This is a genomic window from Sulfitobacter dubius, from assembly GCF_900113435.1.
GTDB classification, from domain to species: domain Bacteria; phylum Pseudomonadota; class Alphaproteobacteria; order Rhodobacterales; family Rhodobacteraceae; genus Sulfitobacter; species Sulfitobacter dubius.
Window position 1 is genome coordinate 597,984 of the sequence record NZ_FOPG01000002.1, and the last position, 22,872, is coordinate 620,855.

At 59.7% G+C, this 22,872-nt stretch carries 18 protein-coding genes; 14 read left to right on the plus strand and 4 right to left on the minus strand.

Translation table 11 applies throughout. The features are described 5' to 3' along the window. Positions 1 to 150 precede the first annotated feature (150 nt). From BM229_RS11620 to BM229_RS11630, 3 genes are all read left to right on the plus strand, one after another. Positions 151 to 639: a hypothetical protein gene (locus BM229_RS11620; protein WP_093927790.1), complete on the plus strand. Its 489-nt coding sequence runs from the start codon at positions 151 to 153 to the stop codon at positions 637 to 639. Between the two features lie 188 nt (positions 640 to 827). Beyond that, positions 828 to 1,532 (plus strand): ZinT family metal-binding protein, encoded by a 705-nt coding sequence (locus BM229_RS11625; protein ID WP_093927791.1) that lies wholly within the window; start codon positions 828 to 830, stop codon positions 1,530 to 1,532. A 15-nt stretch (positions 1,533 to 1,547) separates the two neighbouring features. After that, positions 1,548 to 1,805 (plus strand): DUF6525 family protein, encoded by a 258-nt coding sequence (locus BM229_RS11630; RefSeq protein ID WP_093927792.1) that lies wholly within the window; start codon positions 1,548 to 1,550, stop codon positions 1,803 to 1,805. A gap of 58 nt (positions 1,806 to 1,863) precedes the next feature. On the opposite strand, the gene BM229_RS11635 is transcribed toward BM229_RS11630, so the two are convergent. Further along, the gene (locus tag BM229_RS11635; RefSeq protein ID WP_093927793.1) at positions 1,864 to 3,339 is read right to left on the minus strand and encodes an NAD-dependent succinate-semialdehyde dehydrogenase; all 1,476 of its coding nucleotides are present in this window, start codon (positions 3,337 to 3,339) and stop codon (positions 1,864 to 1,866) included. Positions 3,340 to 3,430: 91 nt separating this feature from the next. On the opposite strand from BM229_RS11635, the gene BM229_RS11640 reads away from it, so the two are divergent. The 3 genes from BM229_RS11640 (at position 3,431) to BM229_RS11650 (ending at position 7,562) form a co-directional block, all read left to right on the plus strand. Then, entirely contained in the window at positions 3,431 to 4,219 is a 789-nt protein-coding gene (locus tag BM229_RS11640) for an alpha/beta hydrolase (RefSeq protein ID WP_093927794.1), read from the plus strand. A 125-nt stretch (positions 4,220 to 4,344) separates the two neighbouring features. Beyond that, positions 4,345 to 4,974: a DUF1523 family protein gene (locus BM229_RS11645; protein WP_093927795.1), complete on the plus strand. Its 630-nt coding sequence runs from the start codon at positions 4,345 to 4,347 to the stop codon at positions 4,972 to 4,974. 77 nt (positions 4,975 to 5,051) lie between these two features. Further along, positions 5,052 to 7,562 carry a cation:proton antiporter gene (locus BM229_RS11650; RefSeq protein WP_093927796.1) on the plus strand — a complete coding sequence of 837 codons (2,511 nt, stop codon included), beginning with the start codon at positions 5,052 to 5,054 and terminating at the stop codon, positions 7,560 to 7,562. Between the two features lie 144 nt (positions 7,563 to 7,706). Here BM229_RS11650 and BM229_RS11655 read toward each other — a convergent pair whose 3' ends face one another. Both BM229_RS11655 and BM229_RS11660 read right to left on the minus strand, forming a co-directional pair. Next, positions 7,707 to 8,219: a PepSY domain-containing protein gene (locus tag BM229_RS11655; protein WP_167360241.1), complete on the minus strand. Its 513-nt coding sequence runs from the start codon at positions 8,217 to 8,219 to the stop codon at positions 7,707 to 7,709. Between the two features lie 116 nt (positions 8,220 to 8,335). Then, a complete protein-coding gene (locus BM229_RS11660) occupies positions 8,336 to 9,913 on the minus strand; it encodes a DUF5928 domain-containing protein (RefSeq protein WP_093927798.1) in 1,578 nt (525 codons plus the stop codon). A gap of 169 nt (positions 9,914 to 10,082) precedes the next feature. Between BM229_RS11660 and BM229_RS11665 the strand changes: the two genes are divergently transcribed. The 5 genes from BM229_RS11665 (at position 10,083) to BM229_RS11685 (ending at position 15,738) form a co-directional block, all read left to right on the plus strand. After that, a complete protein-coding gene (locus BM229_RS11665; protein WP_093927799.1) occupies positions 10,083 to 10,901 on the plus strand; it encodes a sulfotransferase family protein in 819 nt (272 codons plus the stop codon). A 47-nt stretch (positions 10,902 to 10,948) separates the two neighbouring features. Continuing rightward, positions 10,949 to 11,437: an SsrA-binding protein SmpB gene (gene smpB / locus BM229_RS11670; RefSeq protein WP_067266812.1), complete on the plus strand. Its 489-nt coding sequence runs from the start codon at positions 10,949 to 10,951 to the stop codon at positions 11,435 to 11,437. 304 nt (positions 11,438 to 11,741) lie between these two features. Next, the gene (gene sseA / locus BM229_RS11675; protein ID WP_093927800.1) at positions 11,742 to 12,596 is read left to right on the plus strand and encodes a 3-mercaptopyruvate sulfurtransferase; all 855 of its coding nucleotides are present in this window, start codon (positions 11,742 to 11,744) and stop codon (positions 12,594 to 12,596) included. Positions 12,597 to 12,629: 33 nt separating this feature from the next. After that, on the plus strand, positions 12,630 to 13,811 hold the full coding sequence (locus BM229_RS11680) for an amino acid aminotransferase (RefSeq protein WP_093927801.1): 1,182 nt from the start codon (positions 12,630 to 12,632) through the stop codon (positions 13,809 to 13,811). Between the two features lie 202 nt (positions 13,812 to 14,013). Beyond that, the gene (locus BM229_RS11685) at positions 14,014 to 15,738 is read left to right on the plus strand and encodes a histidine kinase N-terminal 7TM domain-containing protein (RefSeq protein ID WP_167360242.1); all 1,725 of its coding nucleotides are present in this window, start codon (positions 14,014 to 14,016) and stop codon (positions 15,736 to 15,738) included. A 60-nt stretch (positions 15,739 to 15,798) separates the two neighbouring features. On the opposite strand, the gene amt is transcribed toward BM229_RS11685, so the two are convergent. Beyond that, a complete protein-coding gene (gene amt / locus BM229_RS11690; RefSeq protein WP_093927803.1) occupies positions 15,799 to 17,106 on the minus strand; it encodes an ammonium transporter in 1,308 nt (435 codons plus the stop codon). 271 nt (positions 17,107 to 17,377) lie between these two features. On the opposite strand from amt, the gene BM229_RS11695 reads away from it, so the two are divergent. The 3 genes from BM229_RS11695 (at position 17,378) to BM229_RS11705 (ending at position 22,794) form a co-directional block, all read left to right on the plus strand. Further along, positions 17,378 to 19,630, plus strand: coding sequence for a transglycosylase domain-containing protein (locus tag BM229_RS11695; RefSeq protein WP_208604070.1), 2,253 nt, complete (start codon positions 17,378 to 17,380; stop codon positions 19,628 to 19,630). Positions 19,631 to 19,750: 120 nt separating this feature from the next. Next, the gene (locus BM229_RS11700) at positions 19,751 to 21,487 is read left to right on the plus strand and encodes a type I secretion system permease/ATPase (RefSeq protein ID WP_093927804.1); all 1,737 of its coding nucleotides are present in this window, start codon (positions 19,751 to 19,753) and stop codon (positions 21,485 to 21,487) included. After that, positions 21,484 to 22,794 carry an HlyD family type I secretion periplasmic adaptor subunit gene (locus tag BM229_RS11705; RefSeq protein ID WP_093927805.1) on the plus strand — a complete coding sequence of 437 codons (1,311 nt, stop codon included), beginning with the start codon at positions 21,484 to 21,486 and terminating at the stop codon, positions 22,792 to 22,794. Before BM229_RS11700 ends, BM229_RS11705 begins: the two co-directional genes overlap by 4 nt. Positions 22,795 to 22,872 lie beyond the last annotated feature (78 nt).

Genomic DNA, 22,872 nt, shown 5'->3' on the forward strand with positions numbered 1-22,872 from the left:
TGCCGGTGAGGGGAGCCGAAACCGGCGTGTTTCTGCTGCGCATTGGTAGGCGCGAAACCAAGGGCCAGCCACCGGGTTGAGGGTGGGACCGGGCAGGCGTGCTCGGGCAACTGCGTGCAAAAATCCGCACGCGCAATGAAAGGAAGACCCATGACAACCTATGTAAATTCCCTACGCAAATTGACTCTGACCACCGCTGTGGCAGCTTTGATGACCGCTCCGGTCGCCGCGCAATCGCTAGATGCGGGTGTTGGCTCTGACGTGAGTGCCGATGTGGCCGGCACCGAAGTCGACGCGAATGTCGCGGCTGACGTCGATGGCAGCCTGCCCGTAGACCAAGCTGCCACAGCCGACACAGACATCGACACCGCGCTTGATGGTAGCTCCATCGCTGTAGCGTCGGATGACACTGTAATTGGCACGATCTCAAACGTTGAACCGCAGCCTGATGGTTCCGTGCGCTATTCCATTGATCTATCTAGCGATCTGGACGTCGATAGCGACCGTGCCGTGGTGCAGATCGATCAGGTTGTTGATGCCGAGGGGCAACTTGTCATTGGCATGACAGGCGAAGAATTTGCCGCAGCCCTGACCCATCAGATGAATGCAGGCGGCGCTGCACAGACCCAGACCAACTAAGTCAGGTCATTCCGATAGGGCGTCCTCTCCCGCGCCCCGAGGCCGGCAGCATGAAAGTGCTGTCGGCATTTTTTGTGCCCGCTCTTTGGTCGAGAGTTCTGTCAGCTTGCCAAGATGCCCGAAGAAAATTAGAGAGATTTAGTTATGATATAACATATCTTTTTCGCCACTCGGCATAAACACGGAGTATGACCTTGCAAAAGACACTCGCATCCCCGCTTTACCTTCTCGCTCTTGGCGCTGGCCTCGCGCTTTCGGCACCGGCGTACGCGGAAACGGCTTCTAAGACGAATAATGAATCGCATAGTCACGACCACGACCACGACCACGACCACGCTCATGATCACGACCATGCCAAAGAAGACATCTACAAAGGCTACTTCGACGATGAACAGATCAAGGATCGCCCCTTGTCTGATTGGGCAGGCGACTGGCAATCCGTGTTTCCGCTGTTGCAACAGGGCGCGCTTGATCCGGTGATGCAGCACAAAGCTGAAAAAGGCGACAAGACCGCGCAGGAATACAAAGCCTACTACGAGGTTGGCTATGCCACCGATGTGGACCGCATCACCATCGAAGGTGATGCCGTGACCTTTTTCCGCGCGGGCGATCCGGTACAGGGGCGTTATGCCAGCGATGGTTACGAAGTTCTGACCTACGAAAAGGGCAACCGCGGCGTGCGTTATGTTTTTGCCAAAGAGGGCGGCGATGCCGAAGCATCGGCGTATATTCAATTCAGCGACCATATCATCGCACCCGAGAAGGCCGACCACTACCACCTCTATTGGGGCGATGATCGCGCTGAAGTGCTTGCGGAACTCACCAACTGGCCAACCTACTTCCCCACCAGCATGAGCGCCGCTGACATCGCGGCGGATATGCAGGCGCACTAAAGGCGGCCCATCAGCATGTCTGGCAGAAAACGAAACCTGCGCAGCGGGCTGAAGCATAGGCGGCGGCAGGGTGATCCGATGGCGGCATATGATCGCCTGCCACCGCCTCTGCGGGCTTGGCTAGCGCAGGCGGCATTGCCGTGGTCGCCGCAATCCGCGCATCGGATTTGGTGCCGGGCGTTGCAGCGCTGCGAAGGGGATGTGGCGCAGGCCGTGCATCACTTGAGCCGCGCAGAAGGTCGGATGCTGGCGCAGGACCGCCCGGAGCGTTAAGGCAAAACAAAACGGGGCGCGCCTTAGGCACGCCCCGTTTCATTCCTCCGGTCGGTTCTTAGACCGACAGGCAGACGTATTTCATCTCAAGGTAGTCCTCGATCCCATGGTGGCTGCCTTCGCGGCCAAGGCCGGATTGCTTGACCCCACCAAAGGGCGCAAGCTCGGTCGAGATGATGCCGGTGTTCACGCCGACGATGCCATATTCCAGCGCCTCGGCCACCTTGTAGACACGGCTGAGGTCCTTGGCATAGAAGTAGGACGCGAGGCCAAAGATCGTGTCGTTCGCCATGGCGATCACGTCGTCCACATCGTCGAACTTGAACAGCGGCGCGAGCGGGCCGAATGTCTCTTCCTTGGCGACCTTCATGTCCTGCGTCACGCCGGTCACGATGGTCGGGCCGAAGAAGTTGCCGCCCATGTCATCCTTGGCGTTGCCCAGAATGATTTCGGCCCCGTTGTCGACCGCATCCTTGATATGCTCGCGCACCTTGTCCGAGGCTTCGGGGTTGATGAGCGGGCCAAGGTCAGTGCCCTCTTCAAGGCCGTCGCCGACCTTCATCTTGCTCACACGGTCCTTCAGCTTGGCGGCGAATGTGTCATAGACGCCCGCCTGCACGTAGATCCGGTTGGCGCAGACGCAGGTCTGGCCATTGTTGCGGAACTTGCACATGATCGCGCCTTCGACGGCGGCATCTAGATCGGCGTCATCGAAGACGATGAACGGCGCGTTGCCGCCCAATTCCATCGAACATTTCATCACTTGGTCTGCGGCCTGTTTCAGCAGGATGCGCCCGACTTCGGTGGAGCCGGTGAAGGTCAGCTTGCGCACGGCGGGGTTCTCGCAGAACTCTTTGCCCACAGCCGACGAGGACGACGACGGTAGCACGTTGAACACGCCTGCGGGAATGCCTGCACGTTCGGCCAGCACACCCATGACGATGGCCGAGAGCGGAGTCTCCGCCGCCGGACGCGCCACAAAGGAACAGCCCGCCGCCAGCGCCGGAGCCGCCTTGCGGGTGATCATCGCATTGGGGAAGTTCCACGGCGTGATCGAAGCGGCAACACCGATGGGTTGCTTCATCACCATGATGCGCTTGTCGCGCTGGTGGCCGGGGATCATCTCGCCGTAGACGCGCTTGGCCTCTTCACCGAAGAACTCGATGAAGGAGGCGCCATAGGCGATCTCGCCCTTGGCCTCGGCCAGCGGTTTGCCCTGTTCGGCGGTGAGGATAGTGCCCAGATCGTCTTGGTTCTCCATCATCAGGTCGAACCATTTGCGCATCACTGCGGCGCGTTCCTTGCCGGTCCAGCTGGCCCAGTCCTTCTGCGCCTTTTCCGCCTGTGCAATAGCACCCGCGACTTGTGCGCGGCTCAGATCAGCAACCTGTGCGATGACATCGCCCCGCGCGGGGTTGGTTACGTCAAATGTGCCGTCATCGCCGTCGACCCATTGGCCACCGATATAGGCGCGGGTCTCCAGCAAGCTGGGGTCTTTGAGTAGTGATTTCAGATCCGTCTTAGCATCAGTCATGTCATCTCTCCGCTATTCTCTATAGCCTCCAAAGCAACAACGAGTATGATTGTCCAGTTCAGTTTGATCAAATCCGGGGTGGGAGACCCAAATGATGCTAGATGACGCCTATGCAAATGCAGCCTATATCGATGGGGCCGACGGCTTTCCGCCCCGCTGGGAGAAGGAGGCAGAGGCGTTTCGCGCAAACTTGGGCGCGCGGGCGCAGTTGAATGTGCGCTATGGCCCTTCGGATCGTCAGAAATTCGATTTCTTCCAGCCCGAAGGCGTGTCGCGCGGCACGGTCGTCTTTGTGCATGGCGGCTATTGGAAGGCGTTCGACAAGAGCTATTGGTCGCATCTGGCTGCCGGGCCATTGGCGCGGGGCTATGCTGTGGCGATGCCGTCTTATGATCTTTGCCCCGATGTACGCATCTCGGAAATTTCGACACAGATCGCCGCCGCGTTGACCGAGGTGGCGAACCGCACGCAGGGCGCCATCGTGCTGTCGGGCCATTCGGCGGGCGGGCATCTGGTGGCGCGAATGACCGACCCCTTGCTCTTGGGGGCGGAGGTGCGGGACCGGATCACACGGATCGTGCCGATCTCGCCCGTGGCCGATCTGACACCGCTGCTTCAGACCGAAATGAACGACACCCTGCGTCTGGATGAGGCCGAAGCTGCCGCTGAAAGCCCGATGAACATGACCCCGCCCCATGGGGTTGACGTGACGGTTTGGGTTGGCGCGGATGAGCGCCCGGTCTTCCTTGAGCAGGCCGAGAATTTCGCCCGTAGTTGGGGCGCGAAGCAGGTTGTGGCCGAGGGCAAGCATCATTTCGATGTGATTGATCCGCTGGCCGAAGCTGATAGTGAGCTGACCAAAGCACTTTTGGGCAGCTAAATCGCTTGCGCCGCGACAAATGCCCTGCGCCAAGGCGTAAGGCATTTGCCGCAGTGCCGCAGAGGAACTATGTCGTGAGGGGAAGGCCCCTGATCGGCCGCGCGACGTAATTGAAAGGGCCGAAGATGAAAATCGTCAAATGGGTGTTCTGGGTAACCATTTGGGTGATGGTGGGGGCGTTCTTCCACTATACCTTGCCACAGACCGATATCGTGCGTGTCACGGACACCTATGAAAAGCGGATCGACTTCGGCATCAGTTCTATATTCTGGTCCGGGTCGTCGACTGACAGTGCCGGGCAGGCGGTCAACCGCGATGTCTTTTTCATCCAGACCCGCCGCGCCAAGGGCGATGTCATGGTCTACCGTAACGAAGATACGGGCTGGGGCTGGCCGCCCTATTTCAAATTCGACACCGCCAACCTTCAGGCCGAGGCCGCAGACGCACGCAGCACCACTGGCGCACCGCAGTATTACGCGCTGAAACACTATGGTTGGCGCAGTGAGCTATTGTCGATCTACCCCAATGCCATCTCGCTCCGAGCGGTCGAAGGGCCTGAGGCGAGCAAGGGTATTCCCTTTGTCACCATCATCGTGCTGCTGCTTTTCGCGGCGCTGGTCTATGCGATCTGGGTGCGCTGGCGGCGGTTCCGCCGGGCGCGGCTGGACCCCAAGATAGAGGCGATCGAGGATGACATCGCCGTTCGACGGGGCCGTTTTGCCCGTTGGCGGGCCGAACGCCGCGCGCGGAAGTAAAATCACTGAGAACTGCAAGCGCTGAGCGGGGCAAGAAGTGTCCCGCATTCAGGTAAAACTCTGGTATTCCATCCTATATGGACATCATCCTCGTCACCACGATCATCGCGTCGCTCTTTGTGGTCATCGGCTTGGCCGAGCCCTTGGCGGCGCGATTGCGCCTGCCATTCAGCGTGATCCTTGCTGTTGTGGGTATCCTTATCGGGGCCTCGGCGATCTTTTTGTTGCGTACGGATTTGACCGATGCGCTGAACCCGATGGCCGCCGCCATTCTGGGGCTGCCGATCCGGTCGAACGTCTTTCTTTACGTCTTTCTGCCGACGCTGTTGTTCCAAGCGACCTTGGGGATGAACCTGCGCCGGATGGTCGACGATTGGGTGCCAATCCTTGTGCTGGCGGTCGTGGCGGTTGTGGTGGCGACGGTCAGCATTGGCTACGCGCTTTTCTGGTTTAGCGCCATTCCATTGGCGGCCTGTCTGCTGATCGGGGCGATTGTTTCAACCACTGACCCCTCGGCGGTTGTTTCGATCTTTCGCTCAATCTCGGCTCCGCGTCGGTTGGCGCGGATCATTGAGGGTGAAAGCCTGCTGAACGATGCCGCGGCGATCGCGCTTTTTGGTTTGTTCATGGGCTATGTCATGCTGGGCATCCCCGACCCGGAACTGGGCAGTGCCTTGGCGCAATTCCCGATGTTGATCGCGGGCGGGGCACTTGTCGGTTGGCTGGGCGCGCGGGTCGCTGTTTGGGTGATGGCGCTGTTTGCACGGCACGAACTGGCACAGCAATCGATCTCGGTCGCGCTCCCCTATCTAGCCTATATCGTGGCCGAGCAAAGCGTCGGCGCGTCGGGTGTGATCGCCGTGGTCGCGGCGGGGCTGACGCTAAACCTCACCGCGCCGGGCCGGCTGCCACCGCAAGCGCTGACCAATCTGCGCGAGTTGTGGGATGTGCTGGCCCATTGGGCGGGAGCGCTCATCTTTATCCTTGCCGCTTTGCTGATCCCGCGCTTGCTGGAAGAAGTCCGGCTGGAGGATTTCTTCCTTATTGCGGTGGTCGTCATTGCGGCGATCCTTTCCCGCGCGGTGATCCTTTTTGGCCTGCTGCCATTGCTGACGGCTGCCAAACTTTCCCCGATGGTTGAGCGGCCCTATCGCGTGGCCATCCTTTGGGGTGGGCTGCGCGGCGCGGTCACGCTGGCGCTGGCCCTAGCCGTGACGGAAAGCGTGCGGGTACCGGATGATATCCAACGGATCGTGGGTATCTTGGCCACCGGGTTCACGCTCTTTACCCTTTTGGCACAGGGTACGACGCTACGTTGGATCATTGGGCGATTGGGCTTGGATCAGCTTTCCCCCATCGACCACGCGCTGTCGCGGCAGGTGATCGCCGTTGCCCTACAGACCGTGCGCGAGGATGTGGCCCAAACGACCGAAAACTACGATCTGAACCGCGATATCGTGCGGTCTGAGGCCAAGCGCTTTGGCGAGCGGTTGGAGACGACGGTGAAGACTGCCGAAGAGGCGACCGACATCCTTGACCGCGACCGCATCGCGCTTGGCCTGATCGCGCTGGCGGGCCATGAGCGCGACACGATCCTTGCCCGCGTGCGGGAGCGGACGATCTCGGCCCGGATGGCCGATCTGGTGCTCTCTGACGCTGACCGGCTGATCGAAGGGGCGCGGACCCAAGGCCGCAGTGGCTATCAACGTGCGGCGCGGCGCAGTGTGGCCTATGGGCGCACCTTCCGCGCAGCGGCGGTGCTGCACGGGCGCTATGGTGTGTCTGGCCCATTGGCGCGGATGACGGCGGACCGCTTTGAGATGTTGCTGTCGCAGCGGTTGATCTTGCGCGACTTGGGGACATTCATCGACGGGCGCATTCGCCGTATTCATGGGCGCCGGGTGGCGGAACTGCTGCACGATCTGCTGGCGCGCCGCATCGAAGGAATTGAAACCGCCTTGGAAGGTTTGCGGCTACAGTACCCCGGTTACGCCGAAGAATTGGAACGCCGTTTCATTCGCCGGACCGCGCTGCGTTTGGAAGAGCGTGAATATACGTTGATGCGCGAAGATGGGCTGTTTGGAGCCGAAGTCTATACCGCTCTCATGCAGGAATTGACGACACGGCGTATGGCAGCGGAAGGTCGACCGGGGCTGGATCTCGCCGTGCGGCGCGGGGCGCTCATTGAGCAATTTCCTCTGTTCACAGATCTGGAGGATGGCGCGCTAAAGCGGCTGAGCCGGTCGCTCAAAACCCGCTATGTCGATATTGGCGATGTGGTTTTGCATAAGGATAGCCCTGCGAGCAGCGTTTTCTTTATCGCTTCGGGCGCGGTTGAGTTAGAAAGCGCGGGGCAAACTTGGCGTTTGGGGCGCGGGGAAATGTTTGGGCAGATGGCGATCCTGACCAACCGAGTACGTCGGGTAGATGTCCGGGCCATCGCACCCACGACTCTACTGGTGCTGGACGAAGACCGCTTTCGACGCCTGCTTGAACGGAGCGCTGCACTGCGAGACGCCGTGCGGGCCAGTGCGGAAAAACGGGGGATCGATCCGGTGGATCTGGTGGCCGGTGACGGTAAGATTTGAGCGGTGAGGCGGGGGAAAACGCTGGCGTTGCGGCTGGGGCCGATGCTGCGCAGCGGTATTTGAGAAAGGATGAAATTAGGGGAGGGGCGTTTTGTTGATTGTTAGGTGCGGCCAGCTAGGGCAGCCGCACCTTGCGCTTGTCGATCAGCCGTCGTTTGTGATCTCGCCGGTGCTGGCGTCGATTATCACGTCGCGTTCGCCCGTGGCGTCGGTCAGTTCGACCTCATAGACCATGCGGTCGTCTTCTTCGTCGAGTGATAGCTCTTCAACCCGCGTGCCGTCTTGACTTTCGAGTTCGGTAAGCGCTTGCATCAGGACTTCGAGGGAGTCACCGGCGGCGCGTAGCTCATCCTCCTGGAACAGACCGCTGAGGAAACTGGTCAGTTGCTCTTCGGATTGCGAGAGCACCTCGCCCGTAGCGGCATTCACGGTCACTTCGTAGACGGCATCACCGCGGACGAGGTCAATTTCGTAGACCAGCGCATCGCCTTCGGTTTCAATCTCAGCTTCGAGTACGCCGCCGTCGATGCTGCCTTGCGCGGCTTTGACGGCCTGGGACATGCTGACACGGTCTACCTGCGGGGCGGTCTCTTGGGCAAGGAGGGCAGCTGGGGCAAGCAGGAGGGAAGTGGCGATGGCGGTGAACTTGGGGTGCATGGGTGACCTCATTAGTTGCATGTTGGTTTTGCCGATCCGCAGATGGTGCGCGGTATCGGCGTTCCGGGTCCAACGCCTGTCGGTCGGGGCTGTTCCATGTAGTTAGAGTGGTGGTGCTAATCTGCGAAGAGATTATCGGTCTGCGCGATCGCGCGGGCCTTATCCTCAGTAACGGTCAAGAAGCGTGCCAATGCTGCGGTATTGGTCTCTGTGTCGGCGTACTCAGACAGGCGGCCATAATTTTCGAACTGAGCATCACGAATTTGATCGGCTTCGTGCAGCATGTCGCCTCGGATTGTGGGCAGCAGGCGCGTCAGGGTTTCTTGGGACGTCTGCTCTCCGGCCAGCCCGATGCGTAGGGCGTGGTCAGTCAAGTACCGGTCTGTCAGCTTGCATTCGATCTCAAGCATGCGCACTTGGGCGCGGTCCGAGGCGAAATCATTCAGCAGGTCGAGGTTGGATGTATCCATACAGACGATCAGCCGCTCGCTATCATAATAGTTATAGAGCATCCGCATCAGCGCGCGCCGGTGGCGGGTGCGTTTTTCAAGCGTGGTTTGGATGCCGCCGAGGTCGGGCAGGGGGGTGTCTTGCTCATTAAACAAAAAGTCGATGGCGGGCAGGTTGGTCACCTGACGCATGCGCTCGAGCACACGTTTGGCCACATGCCATTTCTTTGCGATGACGATCAGCAGTTCACGTTCGCGACCAAGGCTGGCTTCGATCTCCCAAAAGCGGGGGGCGAAGCGGCGGCCAATACGGCCCCGCGCAGTGAGAAACTTAAAGAGGTTGCGGCCTTCGTTGCTGATCTGAAACTGTACCCCTCGGGCGGAATAGAGCAGGCCGAGGCGGCGTTTGAGGTCCAGCGCTTCGGGGCTGATTTTGCGCGCGAAGAGGTGGTTTTGACCGAGCAGCAGATCGTAGTGATCGTTGTAGAATGTGACCGGCATGCCGTAGTCGGAGAACAGCAGGAAGGTCAGGCTGCGGTTGGAAATTTCGGCCTCGGGGACCAGATGGCGCACGAGGGTTTGGAAAAACGTCTCATCCGGGATCCATGTGCTGCGGAAAAAGCGCATCACGTCGCGGCGGCGATGGGTGAATGCTATCAGCGCCTCAATGGTGCGGCGGCGCAGGCACCACCATTGGCTGCCGATTTGCACCTGAAGGTCGGCGGGGATTTTGCGGGTGAGGCCAAGGCGTTTCTGGACCTCAAACATCGCGTAGAACCGCTTGCGCTGTGTGCGTTCGTTGAACCAGTGGCGATAGATCAGCCGCTCTTCTTTCCAGCCGGTCTTGATCCAATCGCTGTCGAAATAATCCACGCTTTCGATGAAGTCGGTGTCGTTCTCGTCAAGAAACTGATGCGCGTATTCGGCGGATTTGATTGCCATGCAATCGCCGGACATCAGGTAGAAATGCGTGGCGCGGGGGAAGCTTTGCAGCGCGGCGGTGAGCGTATCCAGCGTGGCCTGTACCAAAGACCATTCGCCCCAGCCGCAGCGGATGCGGTTTCGCGGGAAGGTGACGCTGGGGTTGTCGCCAAGGGCGGTGGTGATCTGGACGTAATCCTCGGTACTGGCGGAAGCGTCGAAGTGGATCGCCATGTAATCGCCCACGGCGGTCAGCCGCTCGGCCTGCCGGATAACAGCCTCCGGATCCTTGTGGCACAGCAGGATATAGGCAATTTTCGCCATGCAGGATACCGAATGTCCTTGTCGCGGCCCGCTTGCATCGGCCTTTTGTCGTGGGTCATTTACCTAGTTAATCGTGAAGACCGATTGAATAAACAGCATTTCTTTGCTTTTTTGCTGCAAGGCCAGATTGTTGCTCAAAACAGTCAGCGCCAGCAGGAGGCGAGCGAGCATGGGTTTTCCCGGAACATGGATGACGGAGAGCGAGAGCATGGTGTACCGGGTGGTGCCCAAATGCGCCTGTTCGACCATCGGGCAGATCATGTATTATTCCGATCACGGCGAATTCTTTGACGGGGACATCCATGATGCCAAGGCAGGCATCCACAAATGGGCCTTGGATGCATCGCAGGGGCCGATTACCGATAATGTGACAGCGCGCAAGTCCTATGCCTTTACCTGTGTGCGCAATCCCTACACGCGGGTTTTGTCATCCTTCTTTGACAAGATTTGCGGCATCCAGCGCAATGGGAGGCGGTATCGCGGCAATCTGGTGCCGCTGCTGGTGCAGAAATACGGGATCGACGTGGGCGGCGATGACGGCAAGCAGGAGTTTGACCAGATCGCCAGCTTCCGGCGCTTCTTGTTGTTTGCGCGCGATACCATCCGCTGGCGGCGGCCGATGGACCCGGACATTCACTGGTCTGCGGTGTCGGGGCACGTCAGCACATTCATCATCAACGGTGGCACCTACGATAATATCTTTTGGACCGAGCAATTTAACGAAGGCATGCAGCAGGTGCTCGATGCCGTGGACACGCCGCATAAGGTTGATCTGGCGGCGATCCCGCGCTTTAACGAAAGCGAGGGCCACGGGCCCAAGCGGGCGCATCCGGTTGAGGATTACTTTGACGATCTGTCGATGCATCTGATGCGCGAGATCTACAAACGCGACTTCGACCTGTTCAAATATGACTTCGACAATCCGGGGAACAAGCTGCCCGTGGGGGAGATTGATCTTGATGAGGTGCACGCCAAACTGGGTGACTGAACGGCAGCATCTTGCACCGGGGCGGGGGGCGCTCTACATGCTTTGGCATGTCACAGGTCAAATCCAGCTCCAAATCCGATCCGAACTACAAGGTGATCGCCGAAAACCGCCGCGCGCGGTTTGATTACGCTATCGAAGAAGACATCGAATGCGGCATCATCCTTGAAGGGTCCGAGGTCAAATCTCTGCGCGAAGGTGGGGCGAATATCGCCGAGAGTTACGCCGCCGTGGAGGATGGCGAGCTGTGGTTGGTGAATTCCTATGTGGCGCCCTACAAGCAGGCCAAGACCTTTCAGCATGAGGAACGCCGTCGCCGTAAGTTGTTGGTGAGCCGCAAGCAATTGGCGGACCTGTGGAACGCGACGCAGCGCAAGGGCATGACGCTGGTGCCGCTGGTGATGTATTTCAACCATCGCGGCATGGCGAAGATCAAGATCGGCGTGGCCAAGGGTAAGAAGCTGCATGACAAGCGCGAGACGGCGGCCAAGCGCGATTGGTCGCGGCAGAAGCAGCGGTTGTTGAAGGATCACGGCTGATACGCGCGGCAGGCCCGGGCAAGCCGCAGGCGCCGGGCCATCGCCTGCCCGCCCATCACGCCAGAGGCGTGCCAGAATACACTAGGCGCACCTTTGGTGCGACCGGGCTGGCGATTTGGTGAGGCGGGCGCCTCCTTGACGGCACACATCAAAGCTGAACCATAAGGTGGTGCCAACAGCCCGTAGCATCGCCACCCCACGGGCAGGCGATGGCCCTCCTTACACCTCTCACTACCCCCTTCCACTTGCCAGCATCCCCTACCGGTTATAGTCAAGGGCAACGCCCGCGACGAAGGAGGCCCCCATGGCCGACGATCCCAAGACATTGGTTTCAACCGACTGGTTGGCTCAGCACCTGAAAGACCCCGACCTGCGCATCCTTGATGCCTCGTGGTATTTGCCCGACGCCGGGCGCGATCCGAAGGCCGAGTATGACGCCGCCCATATCCCCGGCGCGCGTTTCTTTGACATTGATGACATCTCGGACGCGCGGTCGGACCTGCCGCATATGGCCCCCCCGATTGAGAAATTCATGTCACGCCTGCGCGCGATGGGCGTGGGTGATGGGCATCAAGTGGTGGTCTATGACGGCGCGGGGCTGATGTCTGCGGCGCGTGTCTGGTGGCTGTTCCGGCTGATGGGGCAAGAGAACGTCGCCGTGCTGGATGGTGGTCTGCCGAAATGGCAGGCCGAGGGGCGCGAGACCGAAGATATGCCGCCCGTTCCGCGTGATCGCCATATGACCGTGCGCTTTCAGAACCAACTGGTGCGCGATGTGACGCAGGTCGCCCATGCCTCCAAGCTCGGGGATCCGCAGATCGTTGACGCCCGCGCCGCCGCACGCTTCCGTGGTGACGCGCCTGAGCCGCGTGCGGGGCTGCGGGCTGGTCATATTCCGGGCGCGCGCAATGTGCCCTTCACCGAATTGCTCAACGACGACAAGACTATGAAGACCTCCGAAGAGACCCGCGCCATTTTCGAGGCGGCGGGCGTGGACCTGTCGAAACCCGTCATCACCTCTTGCGGGTCGGGCATCACCGCCGCCGTGCTGGCGCTGGCGCTGGAGCGGGCGGGTCACCGCAAATGGTCGCTCTACGATGGCTCTTGGGCGGAGTGGGGCATGTTTCCCACCGTGCCCGTCGCCACTGGCGCGGCTTAACCCTTTTTAGTTACCTTCCAACCGGAGAACCCCATGTTCGAGACGCTCAAGGCGCAACCCGCTGACAAGATCCTCGCCCTTGTACAGGCCTACCGCGAAGACCCGCGCGACACGAAGATCGACCTCGGCGTCGGTGTCTACAAAGACGCCAGCGGCAACACCCCGGTGATGCGCGCCGTCAAAGCCGCCGAGCAGCGCATCTGGGAAAACCAAGACACCAAAGTGTACACCGGTTTGGCCGGCGATCCGGCCTATACCAACGCGATGGCTGCGCTTGTGCTGGGCGATGCCGTGCCGCGCGGCGCGATTGCCGCCGCCGCCACCCCCGGTGGCACCGGTGCTGTGCGTCAGGCGTTTGAACTGGTGCGTATGGCCAATCCCGATGCGCGCGTTTTTGTGTCTGACCCGACATGGCCGAACCACCTGTCGATCCTGTCCTATCTGGGGATGGAAGTGGTCAACTACCGTTATTTCGACAGCGAAACCGGCGGCGTGAACTTCGATGGGATGATCGAAGACCTCAAGACCGCCAAGAAGGGCGATGTGGTCCTGCTGCACGGCTGCTGCCACAACCCGACCGGTGCGAACCTTAACAGCAGTGAATGGGATGCGGTGATCGAAGTGCTGCAAAGCACTGGTGCCGTGCCGATGATCGACATCGCCTATCAGGGCTTTGGCAACGGGCTGGAAGCCGATGCCGCCGCGACCCGCAAAGTGGCGTCTTCGGTGCCTGAGTGCCTGATCGCGGCAAGCTGCTCCAAGAACTTCGGGATCTACCGCGAGCGGACCGGCATCCTGATGCTGGTGGCTTCCGAAGCGGCCCAAGGGCTGAACCAAGCCACTTTGGCCTTCCTCAACCGCCAGAACTACAGCTTCCCGCCCGACCACGGCGCGCGGATCGTGTCGACCATCCTGACCGATGACGAACTCAAGGCTGACTGGAAGGCCGAGTTGGAGGACGTCCGCAACGCCATGCTGGCCCTGCGCGAGCACCTGGCCGGTGAATTGCAGCGCTTGTCTGGATCGGACCGTTTTGGCTTCCTCGCTCAGCACCGCGGCATGTTCTCGCGTCTTGGCACCACGCCGGACAAGGTCGAAGCGCTGCGTGAAAAGCATGGCATCTATATGGTGGGTGACAGCCGTATGAACATCGCAGGGTTGAACCAGAACAGCGTGCCAATTCTGGCCCGCGCGATCATTGACGTAGGTATCTAACAACAATCTGGGCCGCGCCTGTCGCGGCCCGATCTCTTTATCTGTACCGGGTTGATCCGGACCACAGCGGCACCATTGCCCCGGTTCTGTCCAGATTAGATCAAAACTTGGTCGGAATGGTCTGTTTGGATACCTCTGGGGAAAACTCAGGGTCAGACAGATTTTAGAATCAATTTTTCAGTGCATTCGAATGGATGTAAGCATGCCAGCTGTGCAGCTGGTGATTGTGACGGCTTCGCTCGTCACCGTGCTGGCCCTTTGGGTGCGTGGACATAGCAGCCTGCCCGGTAAACATTGGTTCCTATGGGCCATCTTTGCCATGGATTTCTGGCTTCTGTCCGTCGGGATAGAGCTTTCCGCCACTTCGGCCTCCTGTGCCTTTGCGATCAGCCGTTGGGCGTGGATCGGCTTTGTGCTGCTGCCGACATTTTGGGCCTTTTTTCTTTATGAATACGCGCTTGGGGCCAAGGTGCCGCGGCGGCTGGTGCCGCTTTGCAGTGTTGTCGCGCCTGCGCTTATCACCCTTGGGGCGGTAACCAACAATTGGCATGGAAAGTTTTACGGATCAGAGACCAAATGGCTGGCGGGGGAGAATGGATCATATATTCTGTCCGACCATGGTCCGCTGTTTTTTGTAGCGATTACATATCTTTATATGGTCATCATGGCGGCCGCAGTCGTCGCGGGCCGCGCAGTGCGTTCGGCAAATCCAGCAGTACGGAGCTTTTTTCTCAAGCTTTTTGCTGCGACGCTCATCCCGATGGTGGCCAATCTGACTTATATTATGGGCGGGGTTACCCTGTTTCACACCGACCCTACGCCATTTTCCTTTGCTCTTTCGCTGACGCTGGTGGTCTGGCTGGTGGCCGACAACCGCTGGATTGACGTCAGCGCAATTGCGCGGGAGCTTTTATTTTACAACAGCACCGATCCGGTTTTTGTGATCGACCCCGAGGGAGAGGCACTTGAGACGAACCCAGCGGCGGCAGAATTGCTGCGCCGGGAGGCCGTGCATGCCCCGGCGCTGCGTGAATTCGGAGAGTTAGGGTCGATTATCCGCTACCTCGCGGCACAGGGCTGTTTGCCAGATGTGACTGACTTTCAGCTGGGTCACCGCCATTTCGCCGTGCGCGCCCATGCGATTTCTTTGGGAATGGGGCAAAAGCACGTCGGCTGGGCCGTGGCGCTTTTGGATGTCACCGTACAGAAGATTGCCGCGCAAAAGGCGATTGCCGCCGAACAGATGCAGGCGCAATTTCTTTCCACGGTAAGCCACGAACTGCGGACCCCGCTGACGGTGATTAACGGCGCGCTTGGCTTGTTGTCGCAAGGCGGCACCAAGGTAAACGAGGCGCAAAAGGCCCGCTTGATCGCAAAGGCGACCAGCAGTTCCGAGGCGCTGACAAAGCTGGTGAATGATTTGATTGATACCCAGTGCCTCAGCAGCGCGCAGTTCAGCATAGACCCGAAACGATGCGCACTCGGCCCCATGGTTCAGAACGCGCTGGCGCAGGCAGAGAGCCTGCAGCCCGAGAAGAATATTCGCTTTACCTGTGACATTCCTGAAGCTGCGCTGATGGTGGAAGGCGATCCCGCGCGGCTGGCCCAAGCTCTGTCCAACGTGCTGTCGAACGCGGTGAAGTTTTCACCTCTGGGTGGGTTGGTCGAGGTTAGCCTGCGGTGTGAAGCGGGGGTGGCCGTGGTGGCCGTGAGTGACAGTGGCTGTGGCATCCCACCGGGGGCCGAAGATCAAGTGTTTGCACGGTTTTGCCAGCTGGACAGCTCCGACACGAAAACCGCCTATGGCAGCGGACTGGGGCTGCATATCACACGGCAGATTTTGGACCGTCACAATGGCAGCATCCGCTATGTCAGCGCACCGGGTGTCGGGACAACCTTTACGATTTCTTTACCGCTGGTGGCCTAACGCAAAACCGCCCGGCCTTTTCAGGTCGGGCGGTCGATTGTTTAGCGATGTCGCTAGGGTTTAGCCCTTGGCGAACTCGGGGTAGGCTTCCATCCCCAGTTCCGACATATCCAGACCGGTGATCTCAGCTTCTTCGCTGACGCGGATGCCTGCTACGGCCTTGATGATCATCCAGACCACGATGCTGACCACGAAGACGAAGATGCCAACCGCGGCAAAACCAATGATCTGCGTCACGAAGGATGTGCCTTCGGTGTAGACCGGCACAACCAGCGTGCCCCAGAAGCCAGCGATCAGGTGAACCGGGATCGCGCCGACCACGTCATCGATCTTGAACTTGTCGAGCATGGGCACGGTGAAGACCACGATGACACCACCAACGGCACCGATCCAAAGCGCGCCGAACAATGTCGGGTCAAGCGGTCCGGCAGTGATCGAGACGAGGCCCGCCAGCGCACCGTTCAGCACCATGGTCAGGTCGACCTTTTTGTACATCACCTGTGTCAGGATCAGCGCGGCAACGGCACCAGCGGCAGCGGCCATATTGGTGTTGGCAAAGATTTGCGCCACGGCGTCAACGTCTTCGATGGTGCCCATGGCAAGCTGCGAGGCGCCGTTAAAGCCGAACCAGCCCATCCACAGGATGAATGTGCCCAGAGTGGCGAGCGCAAGGTTGGAGCCCGGCATCGGCACAACGCGGCCATCCTTGCCGTATTTGCCCAAACGCGGCCCCAGTACGATGGCCCCGGCGAGTGCGGCAAAGCCACCAGCAGCGTGCACGAGGGTCGAGCCAGCAAAGTCGCTAAAGCCCATCGCGGAAAGGAAACCGCCGCCCCACTGCCAGGATGCCTCGATCGGGTAGATGAAGCCGGTCAGTACGACCACGAAGATCAGGAAGGGCCAGAGTTTAATCCGCTCGGCCAGCGCGCCTGAGACGATGGAGGCCGTGGTGGCGCAGAACATCAACTGAAAGAAGAAGTCGGAAGCGTTGGAGTAGCCGCCCGCGTCGATCTCGGACTTGATGTCTTTGGTGGCAAAGGTGCCAAAGACGCCTTCCATGATCCAATTACCGTCACCGGGATACATGATGTTGTATCCCACCAGCCAATACATGACTGCCGCGATGGCAAAGAGGCCCATGTTCTTGGTCAACTGCGTTGTCACGTTCTTGGATCGGACAAGTCCAGCCTCCAGCATGGCAAAGCCTGCCGCCATCCAAAAGACGAGGAAGCCGCCGATCAGGAAGAGGAGTGTGTTAAAGATGAAGGTCGTATCCGCCAGCGTCGCGTATTCTGCGTCCTGTGCCAGCGCCAGCCCGGGCAGGGCGCTGACCGCCGCTGCAAGGGGAAGTATTAAGATGGGTTTCATATGGTCGTTTCCTGTCTGCGGGTCCGAATGCGTGCTTACCGAAGCGGGCGGTTGCCCGTGCAGCACGAGAAAACCGGGAATCAGGCGCTGTTGGACAGGTTTGCTTGCCAAATTTGCGCCATTCATTGGCACCGCTGCTCAAAAAGCGGGCGCTGGCTGGAATCTGCCTATAAATTAATCAGACAATTGACGCCGATTGCGCCTTGAAGCGCTAAACAAACCGCTGCAGTCAGGCTAAAGTGGCAAAAAATAGGGCCGGGCAGGCAATTTTATGACCGACAAGAACAAGCGAAAGCGCCCTTTGGTGGCGGACAAGCGGTATCCGGGTAAGGCAAAGCCGAAACCCAAGTCGCGTGCACAGGCCAAACCTGCCGCGCGCAAGGCGGCACCCGCGCGCCGTAAGCCAGCCCGGACCAAACGGCCTCGGCGCGGGGGCATCGGTGGCTTTTTTGCCGGATTGGCTCGTTGGTTCTGGCGCTTGATCTGGACAATAACTTGGCGCGTTAGCCTGGTGGCTTTCCTCGTTCTTGGCTTGGCTGTCGGCTATATCTATACCACAATCCCGCCGCTTGACGCATTGCTGGATGGTCGTGCGCGTGGCTCTGTCACTATGTTGGACCGCGAAGGCGACGTCTTTGCGTGGCGCGGTGACCAGTTTGGCGGCGTGGTGTCCGCTGAATCCGTTTCCAAACACCTCAAAAACGCGGTCATCGCTACCGAAGATCGGCGTTTCTACCGTCACTTCGGGGTCAGCCCGCGGGGCATCGCTTCGGCTGTGCGCATTAACCTCAGCGAGGGGCGCGGCCCATTACAGGGGCACGGTGGCTCCACCATCACGCAGCAAACGGCAAAACTGCTCTGTCTTGGGGAACCCTATGACCCCAGCACAGGCATGACGGAAAAGGAATATGAGGCAGATTGCCGACGTTCTTCTTTGGGCCGCAAAGCCAAGGAAGCGCTCTTTTCCATGGCGATGGAGCTAAAATATACCAAGAACGACATCCTCTCGATCTATCTTAATCGCGCCTATATGGGCGGCGGTGCCTTTGGCGCCGAGGCCGCAGCGCAACGTTTCTTCGGCAAGCCTGCCGCAGCATTGTCGGCGTCCGAAGGGGCGATGCTGGCCGGTCTTTTGACCGCGCCCACAACGCTTTCGCCGACCAACAACCTTGATCGGTCACAAAGCCGCGCCGCCACAGTGATCCGCCTGATGGAAGAACAGGGCTATTTGTCCGCTGCCGAAGCCGATGAAGCCATCGCCAACCCCGCGCAACTGTCCGAAGCGGCAGAAGCCGAAGCAGGCGGTTACTTTGCCGATTGGGTCATGTCCTCGGGGCCGGAGTTCTTTACGCGCAACACCACCGAAGATGTCATCATTAAAACGACGCTCGATCAGCGCATCCAGCGTGCGGCTGAAGACGGCTTGAAATGGATTTTCGAGAACAAGGTGCGCGAAAGCTCGAAAGCGCAGGCAGCGATTGTTGTTATGTCTTCGGACGGTGCGGTGCGCGCACTGGTGGGGGGGCGCAAAACCAAAGTCGCAGGCGCATTCAACCGTGCCACGCAGGCGATGCGTCAGACCGGCTCGGCCTTCAAACCCTTCATCTATGCGGCGGCACTCGATCTGGGCTATTCGCCCAATGACATCATCGTGGACGAACCTTACTGCCTGAACATCCCCGGCTCAGGTCAATGGTGCCCCAAGAACTACACCAAGAACTTCAAAGGCCCGGTCACCCTGACCGATGCGCTCAAAAATTCGCTCAACATTCCGGCGGTCAAAGTCTCCGAAAGTGTGGGGCGTGAGATCGTAAGCTCGGTTGCCTCGCAATTCGGGATCAAAAGCGATCTGGCTGCTGGCCCCGCGCTGGCGCTTGGCGCGTCGGAAAGCACGCTGCTGGAAATGACCGGTGCCTATGCGGGCATTCTTAATGGCGGGTCGTCCGTGACGCCCTATGGTCTGATTGATCTGCGTCTGCTGGGCGAAACCGAACCCTTGATGGGGACCGGTGGCGGCATCAACGAGCGTGTCATTCAAGAAGATGCCGCGCGGCAGTTGGTCTACATGATGGAGAAGGTCATCTCTGAAGGGACGGGCCAACGCGCCAAGTTTGGCGGTCGTCAGCTGGCCGGGAAAACGGGCACGACCTCAGCGAACAAAGATGCATGGTTTGTCGGTTTCTCGGCGGATTATGTGGCCGGTGTCTGGATGGGTTATGACGATAACACACCGCTGACAGGGGTCACTGGCGGCGGCCTGCCGGCAGAGATTTGGCGTGAAACCATGAGCCGCGTGCATGAGGGCATGCCATTGACCGACTTGCCGATGCTCGCCCCCGCACCGCCGAGCGATTTCGGCGAAGCGCAGCCCGTGCCGGAGCCTCAAACATCGCAACCCCAAGGGGGCGGCAATCAGGGCGGTGGCGCGGACAACGTGATTGATCGGGTCTTGCGCGACATCTTTGGGGGCGGCAGCAGTGGCGACGGGGCCAGCGCCCCCGCGCCGGGTTTCCTCGATCGCTAGGGCGGTTGGGTGTTGGCCTTCGCAAAAGGAAAGTTGGCAATAAGTTGTTAAATTAATTATGCCTTAAAAAGGGCATACTGCGCAGCGGTGCTCGGTGGCGGATAGGGTTGGTAGATATCGATGCAAAGCGATGTTGTGAAAAGAGGGCTGGCTGAGCTGCGGCAGATACGCAGGCGCAGCCGTGGGCTTTATTGGGCGGTGGCGCTGTTCAGTCTTTTTGCCAATATGCTCATGCTGACCGGCCCGCTTTACATGCTGCAAGTTTATGACCGTGTGCTTGGCTCTGGTTCTGAGGAAACGCTGATCGCGCTCTCTGTTCTGGTTGTCTTTCTTTATGGTGTGATGGGGGTGCTGGATTACACGCGCGGTCGGATCATGGCGCGGGTGGGGGCGCGGTTTCAATCCGATCTCGACCGGCGGGTGTTTGATGCGGTGGTGCGCAAGTCTGCGGTGGCGCCGGATGTGAAAACCAATGCCAGCCTTGCGGATCTTGAGGCCGTGCAGCGTTTGATGACCTCGCCCGTTCTTATGGCCGCCTTCGACGCACCTTGGACGCCCATCTTCTTCGCGGCGATCTTCCTGTTTCACCCAATGCTGGGTTGGCTGGCGCTCAGCGGGGCGGCGGTGCTGGTGGCGATCACCGTGGCGAACCAATTGCTGTCGCGCGAAAGCCAAGCACAAGCTGGTATTTCGGGGCAGGCGGCAAATGCCATGTCAGACCAAATCAGGGTCGAGGCCGAAATGGTGCAGGCGATGGGCATGCGCGACGCCGCTTTTTCGCGCTGGCAGCAGGCCCGTGGTCAGGCGCTGCAGCAGCAGGTTAAATCAACCGATGTGGGCGGTACATTCACAGCAATGACAAAGACGCTGCGGTTGTTTTTGCAATCGGCAATGCTGGGTCTTGGCGCGTGGCTGGTTTTGCAAAACCAGATGACGCCGGGTGCGATGATTGCTGGCTCAATCTTGCTGGGCCGTGCACTGGCTCCGGTGGAATTGGCGTTGAACCAATGGCCGGTGGTGCAACGCGGGCGGGCCGGTTGGGCCAATCTGGCTCAGCTTTTGGGGGCTGTCGGGGTCGAACCCGCGCGCACCGCGTTGCCCAAGCCCAAGGCCAAACTGGTCGCCAAGGCCCTGACCGTCGTTGCTCCGGGTGAGAAGCAAGCCGCGTTAAAGTCGATAAACTTCACCGTAGAGCCGGGCCAAGCGGTTGGCGTGATCGGCCCTTCGGGGGCGGGCAAATCGACGCTGGCGCGCACTCTTACCGGGGTTTGGCAGCCTGCGGGTGGCTCAATTCGCCTCGACGGGGCTGCGCTAGAGCATTACGGGAGCGAGACGCTGGGACGGCACATTGGATACCTGCCGCAGCGGGTTCAGTTGTTTGACGGCACTATTGCCGAGAATATTGCCCGTCTTTTGTCCGAGCCGGATGACGCCAAAGTGGTCAAAGCCGCCAAGATGGCAGCGGCCCATGAGATGATCCTTGAATTTCCCCAAGGCTACGATACGCCGATCCGCGCGGGTCAGGTACGGCTTTCGGGTGGGCAAATGCAGCGTATCGGGCTGGCGCGGGCGCTTTATGACGATCCGGTGATCGTTGTGTTGGATGAGCCGAACTCGAACCTTGATAATATCGGCTCACAGGCGCTGAACCATGCGATCCGGCAAATGAAAGCCAGCGGGCGTTCGGTGCTGATTATGGCGCATCGCCCAGCGGCCATTCAGGAATGCGACACGCTGCTGGTGCTTGATGGTGGTATGCGCAAGGCCTTTGGCCCCAAGGATGAAGTGCTGGCAGAAATGGTGCAGAACCACCGCGAAATCAAAAAAGCGCCTGCGCATGCCGGGGGTGTAACATGAGCGATCAAACGGATAAGCGTTGGTCCGCAACGCGGCCTTTGATCCTTGGGTTTCTGGGGCTGATTGTGCTTTTCGGTGGCTTTGGTACTTGGGCCGTGACCAGCCAAATCGCTGGGGCTGTTGTTGCGTCAGGTCGGATCGAAGTCGACCGCAATCGGCAGATCGTTCAGCATGAAACGGGTGGCGTGGTGGCCGAGATCCGCGTTGATGAAGGCGACAGCGTCGCCGCCGGGGATGTATTGTTGCAACTCGACGCTGAGCAGCTCACCTCGCAATTGGCCATCGTCGAAGGGCAATTGTTTGAACTTATGGCCCGCCGGGGCCGGTTGGAGGCGCAGCGCGACGAAACCGACGCGGTGACCTTTGATGATGAATTGATCGCCGCTGGGTCGGAAAATACGGATGTGCAGGAATTGATCGACGGGCAGCGTAACCTGTTCGACGCGCGGCGCGTCAGCGTGGCCCAAGAGCTTGAGCAGTTGGGCAAGCGCCGCTTGCAGATCAACGCCCAAATCCGCGGTGTCGACGCGCAGGAAACGGCACTGGCACGGCAGTTGGACCTGATCGAAGAAGAACTGGGTAATCAACAGTCGCTGTTGGATCGCGGGTTGACGCAGGCGTCTGCCGTGTTGGACCTGCAACGTGAAGAGGCCCGTCTAACGGGGCAGATCGGCGAACTGTCAGCGCAAAAAGCCCAGTCCCAAGAGCGTGTGACCGAGATTGATATCGAACGCCTTAAACTTCGTTCAGCAGGCCGCGAAGAGGCGATCACCCAGTTGCGCGACCTGCGCTATCGAGAGCTGGAAATGGCAGAACAGCGCCGCGCGCTTAGGGCTGAAATTGACCGTCTTTCTATCCGCGCTCCGGTGTCGGGGATCATCTACGCCATGCAAGTACAGACGCCGCGTTCGGTCGTGCGCGCAGCAGAACCGCTGATGTATCTTGTCCCACAAGATCGCCCGTTGATCATCGCATCGCGTGTGCAAACAATCCACATTGATCAGGTCGCGGTGGGCCAAGAAGTAAACTTGCGCCTGTCGGCCCTGAACCAGCGCACCACGCCAGAACTGATCGGCAAGGTGTTGCAAGTGTCCGCCGATTCCATCGAAGACGACGCCACCGGGCAAACCTATTACCGAGCTGAGATTGCGCTGAATCCCGGTGAAACTGACAAGCTGGAAGAAGGCACCATCCTACTACCCGGCATGCCGGTCGAGGCTTTTATCCGCACCGGAGAACGCTCTCCCATGGCCTATCTGCTCAAGCCCATGGCCGACTATTTTGCCCGCGCCTTCCGCGAAAGCTGACCCGGTCGACCGGCCAGGCGGCAAAGGGGCTTTTCCTCGGCCTTGAGGGCGGATAGCGTCCGCTTGAAACCGCAGCCA